Origin of the sequence: Virgibacillus profundi, from assembly GCF_002287375.1 — a bacterium.
Lineage (GTDB): Bacteria > Bacillota > Bacilli > Bacillales > Amphibacillaceae > Virgibacillus_K > Virgibacillus_K profundi.
The window spans coordinates 58496-71512 of record NZ_NPOA01000015.1; the positions used below are offsets into that span (position 1 = coordinate 58496).

Below are 13017 nucleotides of genomic sequence, written 5' to 3' on the forward strand. Positions count from 1 at the left end.
TCCTTTTTATCCTCCTTTTTGAACGCACTCAATTAGTATCATTCTAACAAAAAAATCCGTCTTTCTATAGGCAGTTAAGAAAGTATAAAATACTTTCTTACTGCATAAGTGCAGGCTAGGCTGTCACGGAAGGCTTGGTGACAACCAAGTTTTCTAATTTTCTATTACAAATTATAATCAGTATTTTAAAAACAATTGAAAATTTAGGAATAATGATTTATACTTAAAATATATATGAAATATCGTTTCATTTAATGAAATGGGAGGGACCCTAATGACCTTTGTTTCCGATAAAGTAAAAAATCTGCCACCATACTTATTTTCGGAATTTCAAAGAAAGAAAAAAGAACTTGAAAGCAAGGGGGTAGATGTGATTGATTTAGGAATTGGTGCACCGGATTTGCCGACACCCGATTTTATTTACGAAAAATTAGTGGAGGAAGCTAAGAATCCTGATAACCATCGGTATTCATCCTATAGTGGATGTGTTGAATTTAAAGAAGCGGTAGCAGCATTTTACAAGAAAAACTATGGGGTTGATTTGGACCCTGAGCAGGAAGTTTTAACACTGATTGGATCGAAAGAGGGGATAGCCAATTTAATTCAGGCAGTGATTAACCCGGGAGATGCAGTAATTGTTCCGGATCCAGGTTATCCTGTTTATCGAAATAGTGTTCATTTAGCTGGCGGGGAAAGTGTTCCACTGCCATTGGATACAGAAAATGGCTATGTACCACTTTATGATAATCTATCCAAAGAAGACATCAAACGGTCCAAGCTGATGTTTTTAAATTATCCAAGCAATCCAACAGCGGCTACTGTCGAATTAAGCACTTTTTTGGAAACGGTTGCATTTGCCGAGGAGAATAATCTGGTTCTTGCAAATGATGCCGCATATGATCTTGTCACATTTGATGATTATAAATCTCCGAGTGTGCTGCAGGCTCCGGGTGCCAAAGACTACGCAGTGGAATTTGGCTCACTGTCAAAAACCTTTAATATGACGGGATGGAGAATTGGCTATGTCGTCGGAAACAAAGAAATCATTCAAGCACTGGCAACATTAAAAAGCAATATTGATACAAGTCAGTTTCTTCCGATTCAAAAAGCTGCTGCAGCTGCATTGAATAGTGATTTATCATCTGTTACAGCAAATAATAAAGTTTATCAGGAGCGGATGGAAAAACTGTACAACAAATTAAATGAAATAGGGATTGTTGCTGAAAAACCAAAAGGTACGATATTTCTTTGGGCAAAGGTTCCGGAAGGCTTCAGCTCGGTTTCATTTGCGAATAAACTGCTTGAAGAAGCAGGTATTATTGTGTCACCAGGGACAGCTTTTGGCCCAGGAGGAGAGGGTTTTTTTAGAATAGCATTATCTGTAACCACGGGCATATTGGATGAAGTGATCAACCGCTTGAAGCAGCTTAATTTATCGGTAGTATGAAGTAGCTTTTAGCAGGTGAAATATATAAAATCTCAGGAGGTAATTTTTATGACAGCAGTAACATTACAAACACAAAAACTTTCGAACTATATTAACGGCGAGTGGGTGGAAGTAAATGAATCCACTGCAGTAATTAACCCCGCTACGGGAGAAGAGGTTGTTCAAGTACCATTATCAGGTGATGAGAGTGTAGAAGCGGCTGTTACAGCAGCTAAAAAGGCACAGAAGGAATGGGCACTAGTTCCGGCACCACAGCGTGCAGAAGTTCTTTATCAAGTTGGATACATTATGAAGGAACGTAAAGAAAGACTGTCCCAACTGTTAACGATGGAAAATGGCAAGGTGATTGAAGAGGCACGTGGGGAGGTACAGGAAGGAATTGATATGGCGTTTTATATGGCAGGTGAAGGCAGGCGTTTATTCGGTCAAACCACACCAGCAGAATTAAAAGATAAATTTGCCATGAGTCAGCGTACACCAGTTGGGGTTGTTGGCATTATAACACCATGGAACTTTCCAATTGCGATTGCTACATGGAAATCATTCCCTGCTATCGTTGCTGGTAATGCTGTGATATGGAAGCCAGCAACAGAAACACCGATTATGGCCTATGAGCTTGCAAAAATATTTGAAGAAGCAGGGCTGCCAAAAGGGGTTATAAATGTTGTCTTTGGTGCAGGGTCTGCAGTAGGTGATGCGATGGTTCATCATGATGATATTCGTGTTATTTCATTTACAGGATCGAATGATACAGGACGAAATATTGCCAGCGAATGTGGAAAGCAATTGAAAAAGGTATCACTGGAAATGGGTGGTAAAAACGCTGTTATCGTGATGGATGATGCCGATATAGATCTGGCTGTTGAAGGAATTCTTTGGAGTGCTTTTGGAACGAGTGGGCAGCGTTGTACGGCATGCAGCCGGGTAATTGTTCATGAATCTGTAAAAGAGACGTTGGAAGAACGCTTGCTTGCATCCATGGAAAATCTGAGTATCGGTAACGGCCTGGATGAGTCCATTAAGGTTGGTCCGATTATTAATCATGCGGGAATGGAAAAAATAAAAAGTTATATTGATATTGGGAAAAATGAAGGGGCTAAACTACTTGCTGGTGGTTATGAGTTAACAGATGATGACCATGGCAAGGGAAATTATTTCGCTCCGACATTATTTACGGATGCAACAGCTGACATGCGGATTGCACAGGAGGAAATTTTTGGCCCGGTTGTATCGTTAATTCCGGTGAAAAGCTTTGAGGAGGCTATTGAAGTTAATAATGGTGTGACATATGGTCTTTCGAGCTCGATCTTTACAAATGATGTAAACCGCATGTTTAAAGCACAGCGTGATTTGGATACCGGAATTGTTTATGTAAATGCAGGAACGACAGGTGCTGAAATTCACCTACCATTTGGTGGTACAAAAGGTACAGGTAACGGCCATCGTGATTCAGGCGTGCAGGCCTTGGATGTGTTTACCGAATGGAAAGCAATTTACGTAGACTATAGTGGAAAACTGCAACGGGCACAAATTGATGTGGAATAAATCGCAGGTAAACTTAAACCTGTCTACATGGTGATAGGTTGCCGGAGCTGATAAAACACTAAAAAAGCCCAGCGTAATAGACTAATAGAAAGTGCCGGGCTGATGATTAATCGAAATATAACATATACAGGGAGTGAAGTGTATGAAAATAGGAGTATTAGGTTCAGGTTTAATGGGAAAAGAAGCGGCTCGGGATTTAGCTGCAAGCGCGGGTGTGGCTGCAGTAGGTTTGGCAGATATTGATCTGGGCAGAGCGCAATTAGTATGTGATCAGCTGAAATCTCCTAAGCTTAAAGCATATCAGGTAAATGCAGGGGATTCTCAGGACTTAGCAAATTATATGCGTCAATTTGACGTAATTATCAATGCGTTATTTTATTCATTTAATGAAATCGTTGCTAAAACAGCAATTGAGGTTGGCGTGAATTCAGTCGATCTTGGTGGACATATCGGCCACATGACGGATAAAGTTTTAGCAATGCATGATGATGCGGATGCAGCAGGTGTAACACTCATACCTGATCTTGGTGTTGCACCAGGAATGATTAATATTCTATCAGGCCATGGCGCGGGCAAATTGGATGAATTGGAGTCTATCAAGCTATATGTAGGTGGAATTCCGGTCAAACCTGAGCCTCCGTTTGAATACAATCACGTATTTTCGATGGAAGGTGTGTTTGACCATTATACCGACCCGTCACTAATTGTTCGAGGTGGAATTAAACAAGAGATCCCATCATTGTCAGAGGTGGAACGTGTTTATTTTGAAAGGTTTGGTCCATTGGAAGCCTTCCATACTTCGGGAGGAACTTCGACCTTATCACTTTCGTATCCGGATATAGATACACTTGAATATAAAACGATTCGCTATCCCGGTCATGCTGAAAAGTTCAAGTTGCTGGTGGATTTGAATCTTACTAAAATGGATTATGAGGTAGAAGTAAATGGCCAAATGATCAACCCACGTGAAGTATTGCTGAAGGTGCTCGATCCCGTTGTTGATCTGGGAGAAAAAGATGATGCTGTCCTGCTGAGAGTAATTGTTTCTGGTAAAAAAGATGGAGTGCCTGCAACATATGAATATGAAATGACCACATATAAGGATAGAAAAACAAACGTAACGGCAATGGCCCGAGCTACTGCTAACACGATTTCTGTCGTTGCACAAATGATAGGGAATGGTACAATCACTAAAAAAGGTGTCTATCCACCGGAGAAAATTGTTTATGGGGAAACCTATATAAAGGAAATGGCAAAACGTGGAGTAAATATTTTAGAGACAGTGAATGTAGAAAAATCTCGTGTAAATATTTAATCCTGCTACATCCCTCTGCGGATAGTGGGGGGAACTTCTTTTGTAAAATTATCATCAAGGAGCTTGACTATGAATCAAAGTGTGATCAAAGCATTAAAATTACTGGATTTATTTACGGAAGACTCTCCTGAGCTTTCTCTAAAGGAAATTTCTGAGCAGTCAAGTATTCCAAAACCAACAGCCTATCGATTATTGTCGTCATTGGAAACAAGTGGATTTTTATACAAAATAAAGGAAAATGAGCATGATAGCCGCTATCGCTTAGGGATAAAATTGCTCGAACTGGGACAGCGTGTATCAGAAAATCTGGAAATAAGAGGGGTAGCATTACCTTTTATGCAGCAACTGGCACAGGATATAAATGAGGTCATTCACCTGGTAATCGTCAATCATAATGAGGCTACATATATTGAAAAAGTGGAAAGTACCCGTGCGCTCCGATTATATACAAGAATCGGCAAAAGCTCTCCGTTGTATATCGGATCAGGGCCAAAAATGTTGCTTGCTTATTTGCCGAAAACAAGACAGGCCGAAGTCTTGAATGAATCTGATTTAATTTCACTTAATAAAAAAATTAATGGAAAGGAATTGAGGCAGGAGCTGGATAGAATAAAGAGGGAGGGATATGCCTATAGTTTAGGGGAACAGGACGCAGATACGACAGGCATCTCCTATCCAATCTATGATTTTCAGGGGCAGGTAGTTGCTGCATTAACAGTAAGCGGACTCTCCAGTCATTTTGAAGGAGAAAGTCTGCAGCGGATCAAGGAACAGACAAAGCAAACAGCAGGACTAATTTCCGGGAAGCTGGGATATCGTGGGGGGAGTTAATGGTGTTGGGCGGAGCGAGAATATATCGTCCGGAGAATGATTTTATCGTCTGGAGAGCAAATATATCGCCCGGAGAGCGAAAATATCGCCAGCTATACACCCATTAAAAATGCTCACACATCTTGGATGTATGAGCATAATCACTTTATTTCGCTGCTTTTTGCAGTTTTGAAATCATTTTTATTGCCCGGCCGGTTCCAATTGCAACGGATTCCAATGGGCTTGGAGCTAGATGTACTGGTACAATTATTTCATCGGCAAGCCATTCCTGCATGCCACTTAAAAGGGAGCCGCCACCAGTAAGTACAATACCATGATCAACAATATCGCCGCTCAATTCAGGTGGACAGTTTTCCAAAGTAGATCGGATTGCTTCCAATATTTGTTCCAATGATTCTTTTAGAGCTGTATAAATTTCTGTAGATGTAATCGTAACTGTTTTTGGTAAACCTGTTACCATATCACGTCCACGTATTTCCATTGTTTCTTCTTTATGATCTGCCTGCGCATAACCGATTTCCATTTTAATATTCTCAGCTGTGCGCTCACCAATTAAAATATTATAGTTTTTGCGGATATGATGAATGATTTCATCGTCCATTTTGTCTCCACCAATACGCACGGAGTTACAGGAAACAACACCGCCAAATGAAATGATCCCAACTTCTGAAGTACCTCCACCAATATCAACAATCACATTAGCTACAGGCTCATCAACCGGCAGGTCGGATCCAATCGCCGCTGCAACCGGTTCTTCAATAAGGTGAACATGTTTTGCCCCATAGCTTGTTACAGCATTATGGATCGCACGTCGTTCCACACTGGTACTTCCAGAAGGTGTGCAAACAACAACTGTTGGCTTTCTCATGGACAAGCCTAATTTCTTACTTACTTTTTTCAGTAATTCTTTTAGCATTTGTGTGGTAACATCATAATCAGCAATAACGCCATCTCTTAATGGACGAATAGGGACAATGTTCTGAGGCGTTTTCCCAACCATTTCCTTTGCTTCAGCACCAACCGCTACTACTTGCTTCGTATTCACGTCAATAGCCACAACAGATGGCTCATTTAAAACAATTCCTTTAGTTTTTGAATATATAAGAATGTTTGCAGTTCCTAAATCTATACCGATTTCTGCAGTAGATAACATAATATGATCCTCCAATGATGACAATTTACTAGTCTATATAATACGTATATCCTTCTATAGCATTTCTTTCATTTATTATAGTTTACGGGGGTAGACTTACAAGATACACATTTTGGTAAACTACCAATAAATAAAGTACGCTACTATTAAAAATAAGGCATCCAGCGTTAGAAAATCAAGTAACAATATCATTACAAATTCCAGGGTGCTGTAATAAAACAACCCCATTTTAAGAGGTGTCAATGGCGATTTTATAGTACTTATTTCCATTTAATTTAAAATTTGCCTATTTCTCTGATTTCCACTTTTCGGTCATGTCTATTAAATAAAAGGGTTACTCTATCATTCTATGAACATGGGGAGTCTATTTTTTTAGGATTGGCAAAGCCTGCCAAAAATATTACAAGAAACCCATGCTATGATGATTTTGCAAGACAAACAAAACAAAAGGAGATGTTCATCAAGATGTTTAAGAAAATTGGTATCGTAACAGCTTTATCAACAGCATTGTTATTCGGAGGAGCTTTTCAATCAACAGCAGATGCATCAGCAAACGCTGATCAATCAAATGTTAATTCATATAAAGTCTTTTATTCTGTAAGTGGAAATTGGGGTAATCTTTCAGAGAATAATATAAATGAAGCAGTAAATAAATATATGAACAAATTCCAAATAGATTGGAATGACTTTGGTTGGAACAAAGCTGAAGCTGAACAAAAAGAACAACCTAAAAAAGAAGAAGTAAAACAACCAGTTCAAAAAGAGGAAACTCCAGCTAAAGAAGAACAACCAGAACAAAAAGAGGAAACACCTGCTAAAAAAGAACAACCGGTACAAAAAGAAGAAACTCCGGTTAAAGAAGAACAACCAGTACAAAAAGAAGAGCAACCAGCTAAGCAGCCTGAAGCTCCAGTACAACAACCAACTAAAGAACAAGAGCAACAAAATCAAAATCAAGCTCAAAACCAACAACTAAGTCAGTATGAGCAAGAAGTAGTAGAATTAACAAATCAGGAAAGAGCAAAACATGGCCTATCAGCACTCGAAATTGATACAAACCTAAGTAAAGTAGCTCGTGAAAAATCAAATGATATGGCAGCAAATAACTACTTTGCACACAATAGCCCAACATATGGTTCACCATTTGATATGATGAAACAATTTGGTATCTCTTACAGCACAGCTGGTGAGAACATTGCAAAAGGGCAACGTACTCCAGAAGAAGTTGTAAATGCTTGGATGAACAGTGAAGGACACCGTGCGAACATTTTAAACGGTAACTTTACACACATCGGTGTAGGTTTTGTAGAGCAAGGAAACCATTGGACACAACAATTTATTGGAAAATAAATTGCAAATAATTTTAGGACTAGCCATCTTGGCTAGTCCTTTCTTTTGTTCTATAGGAGAAGTTTTTTGGCAAGTAGGAAAGTATAAAACTTACCTACTTGCATAAGTGCAACTAAGGTATCGCCGAAAAGGCTTGGCGATAGCCATTTTTCTAAGAAAAAGGTATAGGAGATCAGATGTTCAAAGTCCTGTATAATTTTTCTTAGAATGATTTAAGCAGATATACGACCAACGTTGAAGAATAATACGGTAAAGCGTCCAATAGAACCTCTCTCTACGCCCGAACGGAACAAAAAAGAAGCAAACGGTCGCATAGAGCGCCACTCTACGCCCGAACGGACCAAAGCAAGAAGCAAACGGTCGCATAGAGCGCCACTCTACGCCCGAACGGACCAAAGCAAGAAGTGAACGGTCACATTGAACGCCTCTCTACGCCCAAATGGACCAAAGCAAGAAGCGAACGGTCGCATAGAACGTCTCTCTACGCCCAAACTGATCGAATTTCCTTTCATATTGTTTGCGACTTTTCATCATATCACTTATATTTCATGAAGAGACGTAAAGATAAGCAAAAGTAGGGTATTGGTTAATATACTGCTGAAAATATCCAATTTTTTTAGAGCAGCATACACATACTAGAGGTGAGGTGATAGCTATGGTACAAGGGACAGTGAATTGGAATACAGAAACGAACCAGGAATGGTTGCAAAATTATGTTGATGACTGGGTTTCATTTTATAGAAAACATACAGCTGATGGAGAGGTGGCATCCTATATACCTATCCTTCAGGAAGCTAATCGGGACCATTTGGGAATAACGATTATTGGAAATGACGGCATGAGGGTTAGCTCAGGGGATGTCGAGGTGCCATTTACCATCCAAAGTATATCGAAGGTTTTTAGTTTTATCATTGCATGTATGGAGCGCGGTGTATCTTATATTCTCGATCGTGTTGACGTGGAACCAACGGGAGAAGCATTCAATTCTATTATGCATTTGGAAATGCAACAGCTTAAAAAGCCTTTTAATCCATTAATTAACGCAGGGGCAATTACGGTTACTTCCATGCTTCCAGGAAAAACTTCAGATGAAAAATTGAAACCACTCTTTGACTTGATGGAAAAAATAATTGGTTATCGGCCGGCATTGAATGTTGATATATATGAATCAGAAAGAGATTCCTCCATGAGAAACAGGGCGATTGGCTATTATTTATTGGAAACAGGTTTCTTGGAATCAGATATGAATATCACATTGGAAACTTATTTTAAACAATGTTCCATCGAAGTAACCCTTGATGATCTGGCTAAAATGGGTATGATCCTTGCAAATGATGGGGAGGATCCGAATACGTTGGAAGAAATTATTCCAAGGCAGGTCGCCCGTCTTGCCAAAGCATTAATGCTGACATGTGGCATGTATGATGCTTCAGGAAAGTTTGCCGCATATGTTGGGATACCTGCCAAGAGTGGTGTTTCCGGTGGTATTATCGCATTATCCCCACCAAGAGTTCGTGATGAGGAATTGCCTTTTATCAATGGTTGCGGGATTGGGGTATATGGACCTGCTCTGGATGATAAAGGGAATAGCATCGCAGGAATTCGTTTATTAAGACACATTGCCAGTCAGTGGGACCTTAGTATATTTTAATGGTGGGGTGAAGTTAAAATGTGTGGACGCTATACATTACTTGCAGATGAATTAGAGATATTAAATGAATTTAACCTGGAAAAGCCAATTGATTCCTATCAGCCAAGCTATAACATTGCACCAGGACAAAATGTGTTAGCGATTATTCACGATGGAAAAGAGAAGCGAGCGGGGTATTTGCGCTGGGGTCTTGTACCGTCATGGGCAAAGGATGAAAAAATCGGCTATAAAATGATCAATGCCAGAAGTGAAACAGCACATGAAAAACCAAGCTTCAAGCATTTAATGTCACGAAAAAGATGTTTGATTGTAGCAGACAGTTTTTATGAATGGAAAAAGACAGATCAGGAGAAACAGCCAAAGCGAATAGAGCTTACTGATCGGAAATTATTTGCTTTTGCCGGTCTTTGGGATAAATGGGTGGATGAAGATAAAGAGCTTTTTACATGTACGATATTAACAAAGGATGCTAATGAGTTTATGCAGGATATTCATCACAGAATGCCAATTATTTTACCGGAAAATAAAGAAGATGAATGGATCACACCACATAAACAGCATCCAAAAGAAGCACATGAATTTTTACAAACCTTAAGGGCTGATGAATTTAAAGCGTATGATGTGCAAAGCTATGTCAATAAGGCAAAAAATAATGATGAGAATTGTATTGCCCCACTTGCATAGTGTGAATCAATCAAATAAAAGTGAGGAAACCCTGAATTTTCTTTTCAAGGTTTCCTCTTTCTTTGTTTAAGCAGAGCCAGCTTTTTCTTTCGCTTTCTCCTCTTTAGCAACTTTCATAAATTTCTTCGTTTCATAAACGACTACACCTGATAGCCCTAATAAGCCGATCAAGTTTGGAATAGCCATTAATGCGTTCATAATATCAGCCATCAACCAAACGACATCAATGACTTCGACAGCACCATAAAATACTACAAGTACAAAGACGAGACGATAATATGGAATTGCCTTATCTTTGAATAGATAACTAAAACATTTCTCTCCATAATACGACCAGCCAACAAGCGTAGAAAAGGCAAAGAATACAACTGCGATTGTCACAAGATAACCACCAGTATCACCTAGGAATGCCGAGAAAGATGCGCTTGTTAAAGGAGCACCGTCTAATCCACTGGAATACATATTTGCCATTACAATGGTAATTCCAGTAATCGAACAAACGATTATAGTATCAAAAAGCACCTGTGTCATGGAAACAAGTCCTTGACGTCCAGGGTAATCCGTTTTTGCTGCAGCAGCTGCAATCGGTGCAGATCCCAGACCAGCTTCATTGGAGAATACACCACGTGCCACACCATATCTGATAACGGTTCCTAATATACCGCCTCCAAGTGCGGAACCTGTAAATGCATCTGTGAAAATTAGGCTAACAGCAGACGGAATCATATCAAAATTAATTACCATAATGATTAAACCGCCAATGATATAAAATAATGCCATGATTGGAACAAAAAATGCGGTTACTCTACCAATACTTTTGATTCCGCCAAGAATAACTAAACCAGTTAAAATTGTAAGGACAATACCTGTTATCCATGTAGGGACACTAAATGAAGATTCTAATGCATCAGACACAGAGTTGGATTGAACCATATTACCAATTCCAAATGCTGCAATCGCACCGAAAATGGCGAATAAAACACCTAGCCATTTTTGTTTTAGTCCTTTTTCAAGATAATACATCGGTCCCCCTGACATTTCTCCTTTGCTGTTCTCAACCCGATATTTTACGGCAAGAACTGCTTCGGCATATTTAGTTGCCATCCCAAATATTGCGGTAATCCACATCCAGAAAACTGCCCCTGGACCACCCAATACGACAGCAGTTGCTACCCCAACTATATTACCTGTACCAATAGTGGCAGCCATCGCGGTTGTTAGTGCCTGGTAGTGACTAATGTCACCTTTTGACTTTTTATCTTGCTTTTTTGGACTGAATGCATACTTTAAAGCATAAGGCAGTGCAGTAATCTGCAAAAATCCAAGTCTAAACGTTAAGTACAAGCCCGTACCAACTATTAAGATGAGTGTTGGTGGACCCCAAACAAAGGCACTAATCTCACTAAGTATATCTAGCATTTTCTCTTCCTCCTTTATTTAGTATCTATTCTACCTATAACTAATATTCCGAAAATTACGTACAAAAGTCAAGCTATTTTTTAAAATTCATTTAATTTTATTTGGAAAATCGTCAATCTTCGTTTATTTTTGTGCCGTCAGGGAAGTAAAAGAGTATATTATGGGAAATCCTTTGCTTATCCCTCGAATAGTTGCTTATAATATAAGTGAAACTACGAAAAGTGTTAAAATATGATTCGCGTATAATGATAAGAACTTCTGGAAATCGACAGGACATCCGCAGTTGCCAAACTAATGGATTTTGCAGATTAACTAACAGATATTAATATCCCAGGGTCCATATTTCACAGGTGAATTTGACTACACGTATAAACTTGTTTCGGAAGAATGTATTAATTTACTTCAATATATAACAATAAAGCATACAATAAGGAGAGAATGTAGATGGGTAAACGCAGATTATTTTTAGGGGTAGCAATAGGTGCAGCAGCTGGAGGTTTAGTTACATTGTTTGATAAGGATACAAGGGATTATACGAAGGAAAAACTGAACGCTGCAAAATCAGGTTCCACTTATTTTATACAAAATCCGTCGGAGGCAATTCACAATATGCGAAATGCTTTTGATAAATTTAATCAGAACTTTTCAAGTGGGGCAGAAAGTGCCATAAACGCACTGGAGCAGGTTGAGGACACATTGGAAAAGGTTACTAATAAAAGTGAGCCGGAAAGAATAGAATAAGACAGGATACTTAAACTTTCAAATGGGAGAGTGCTGATGTGAAAATAGCAATAATGTTTGGGAAGAAGCTCTTTCAAAGAATTATGGAAACAGATGTCTTTGGACTGGCTGCCCAGTTAGCATATTTTTTCTTATTATCACTATTCCCATTTTTACTTTTTTTGCTTACATTAATAGGATATCTGCCTATCGATGATCAATCCGTTATCGATGTACTGGCTAACATTGCACCTGCACAAATAATGGATTTGATAAATACCAACATCAGTGGGCTTGTTAATAATCAAAATGGAGGCCTCTTGTCCATTAGTATCATTGGTACGCTATGGGCAGCATCAAACGGTGTCAATGCACTTACACGTGCTTTTAATAAGGCTTATGAGGTGGATGAGGACAGGTCATTTATTGTTGCCAGATTAATTGCGATTATTGTTACAATTGGTATGGTGACGATCATTTGTATTGCATTTTTACTACCAATTTTCGGCAGGATGATTGGGGTTTATTTGTTTTCCTTTTTTGGCTTATCGGAAGGATTTATTGCCATTTGGGAAACGTTGCGCTGGCTGATTTCCTCGGTTATATTTTTCATTGTGCTACTTGCCCTGTATAAGCTGGCACCGAATTTCAAAATATATTTTAAAAATGCGGTTTGGGGTGCATTGTTTGCCACTGTTTTTTGGCAAATTGCATCCATGGGTTTTTCGTATTATGTAAGTACAATCGGCAATTACTCTGCAACCTATGGGAGTTTAGGTACAGTCATTGTGCTGATGATATGGTTTTACCTTTCCGGCATAATAATTATGATCGGTGGCGTTATAAACGCAACGATTAGAGAGTATAAAACAGCTGAAAATAAACGATGAAATAAGGTGCTC

At 39.1% G+C, this 13017-nt stretch carries 11 protein-coding genes; 9 read left to right on the forward strand and 2 right to left on the reverse strand.

Going from position 1 to position 13017, the window contains the following annotated elements:
- The first annotated feature begins 274 nt into the window (after positions 1-274).
- The 4 genes from CIL05_RS18505 to CIL05_RS18520 all read left to right on the forward strand — a co-directional run bounded on the left by CIL05_RS18505 (position 275) and on the right by CIL05_RS18520 (position 5138).
- Positions 275-1447 (forward strand): LL-diaminopimelate aminotransferase, encoded by a 1173-nt coding sequence (locus tag CIL05_RS18505; RefSeq protein ID WP_095657021.1) that lies wholly within the window; start codon positions 275-277, stop codon positions 1445-1447.
- 48 nt (positions 1448-1495) lie between these two features.
- Complete coding sequence (locus tag CIL05_RS18510; protein ID WP_095657022.1) at positions 1496-2992, forward strand: aldehyde dehydrogenase family protein; 1497 nt, start codon at positions 1496-1498, stop codon at positions 2990-2992.
- Positions 2993-3134: 142 nt separating this feature from the next.
- Positions 3135-4307 carry a saccharopine dehydrogenase family protein gene (locus tag CIL05_RS18515; protein WP_095657023.1) on the forward strand — a complete coding sequence of 391 codons (1173 nt, stop codon included), beginning with the start codon at positions 3135-3137 and terminating at the stop codon, positions 4305-4307.
- Between the two features lie 69 nt (positions 4308-4376).
- Positions 4377-5138 (forward strand): IclR family transcriptional regulator, encoded by a 762-nt coding sequence (locus CIL05_RS18520; protein ID WP_095657024.1) that lies wholly within the window; start codon positions 4377-4379, stop codon positions 5136-5138.
- A 145-nt stretch (positions 5139-5283) separates the two neighbouring features.
- On the opposite strand, the gene mreBH is transcribed toward CIL05_RS18520, so the two are convergent.
- Positions 5284-6291 (reverse strand): rod-share determining protein MreBH, encoded by a 1008-nt coding sequence (gene mreBH, locus CIL05_RS18525; protein WP_095657025.1) that lies wholly within the window; start codon positions 6289-6291, stop codon positions 5284-5286.
- Between the two features lie 465 nt (positions 6292-6756).
- Between mreBH and CIL05_RS18530 the strand changes: the two genes are divergently transcribed.
- The 3 genes from CIL05_RS18530 to CIL05_RS18540 all read left to right on the forward strand — a co-directional run bounded on the left by CIL05_RS18530 (position 6757) and on the right by CIL05_RS18540 (position 9976).
- Entirely contained in the window at positions 6757-7641 is an 885-nt protein-coding gene (locus tag CIL05_RS18530) for a CAP domain-containing protein (RefSeq protein ID WP_095657092.1), read from the forward strand.
- A 655-nt stretch (positions 7642-8296) separates the two neighbouring features.
- Positions 8297-9292: a glutaminase gene (locus tag CIL05_RS18535; protein ID WP_095657026.1), complete on the forward strand. Its 996-nt coding sequence runs from the start codon at positions 8297-8299 to the stop codon at positions 9290-9292.
- A gap of 18 nt (positions 9293-9310) precedes the next feature.
- Positions 9311-9976, forward strand: a complete 666-nt coding sequence (locus tag CIL05_RS18540; protein WP_095657027.1) for an SOS response-associated peptidase — start codon at positions 9311-9313, stop codon at positions 9974-9976.
- A gap of 66 nt (positions 9977-10042) precedes the next feature.
- Here the strand turns inward: CIL05_RS18540 and CIL05_RS18545 are convergent, their stop codons facing one another.
- A complete protein-coding gene (locus CIL05_RS18545) occupies positions 10043-11395 on the reverse strand; it encodes an alanine/glycine:cation symporter family protein (RefSeq protein ID WP_095657028.1) in 1353 nt (450 codons plus the stop codon).
- A gap of 444 nt (positions 11396-11839) precedes the next feature.
- Between CIL05_RS18545 and CIL05_RS18550 the strand changes: the two genes are divergently transcribed.
- Positions 11840-12136, forward strand: coding sequence for a hypothetical protein (locus tag CIL05_RS18550; protein WP_095657029.1), 297 nt, complete (start codon positions 11840-11842; stop codon positions 12134-12136).
- Between the two features lie 38 nt (positions 12137-12174).
- Entirely contained in the window at positions 12175-13005 is an 831-nt protein-coding gene (locus tag CIL05_RS18555; RefSeq protein ID WP_439144849.1) for a YihY/virulence factor BrkB family protein, read from the forward strand.
- Positions 13006-13017: the final 12 nt, after the last annotated feature.

Excerpts from the sequence above, each read along its gene's own strand:
- CIL05_RS18505 (WP_095657021.1), top strand. The coding sequence starts at position 275 with ATGACCTTTGTTTCCGATAAAGTAAAAAATCTGCCACCATACTTATTT.
- CIL05_RS18510 (WP_095657022.1), top strand. The coding sequence starts at position 1,496 with ATGACAGCAGTAACATTACAAACACAAAAACTTTCGAACTATATTAAC.
- CIL05_RS18515 (WP_095657023.1), top strand. The coding sequence starts at position 3,135 with ATGAAAATAGGAGTATTAGGTTCAGGTTTAATGGGAAAAGAAGCGGCT.
- CIL05_RS18520 (WP_095657024.1), top strand. The coding sequence starts at position 4,377 with ATGAATCAAAGTGTGATCAAAGCATTAAAATTACTGGATTTATTTACG.
- mreBH (WP_095657025.1), bottom strand. The coding sequence starts at position 6,291 with ATGTTATCTACTGCAGAAATCGGTATAGATTTAGGAACTGCAAACATT.
- CIL05_RS18530 (WP_095657092.1), top strand. The coding sequence starts at position 6,757 with ATGTTTAAGAAAATTGGTATCGTAACAGCTTTATCAACAGCATTGTTA.
- CIL05_RS18535 (WP_095657026.1), top strand. The coding sequence starts at position 8,297 with ATGGTACAAGGGACAGTGAATTGGAATACAGAAACGAACCAGGAATGG.
- CIL05_RS18540 (WP_095657027.1), top strand. The coding sequence starts at position 9,311 with ATGTGTGGACGCTATACATTACTTGCAGATGAATTAGAGATATTAAAT.
- CIL05_RS18545 (WP_095657028.1), bottom strand. The coding sequence starts at position 11,395 with ATGCTAGATATACTTAGTGAGATTAGTGCCTTTGTTTGGGGTCCACCA.
- CIL05_RS18550 (WP_095657029.1), top strand. The coding sequence starts at position 11,840 with ATGGGTAAACGCAGATTATTTTTAGGGGTAGCAATAGGTGCAGCAGCT.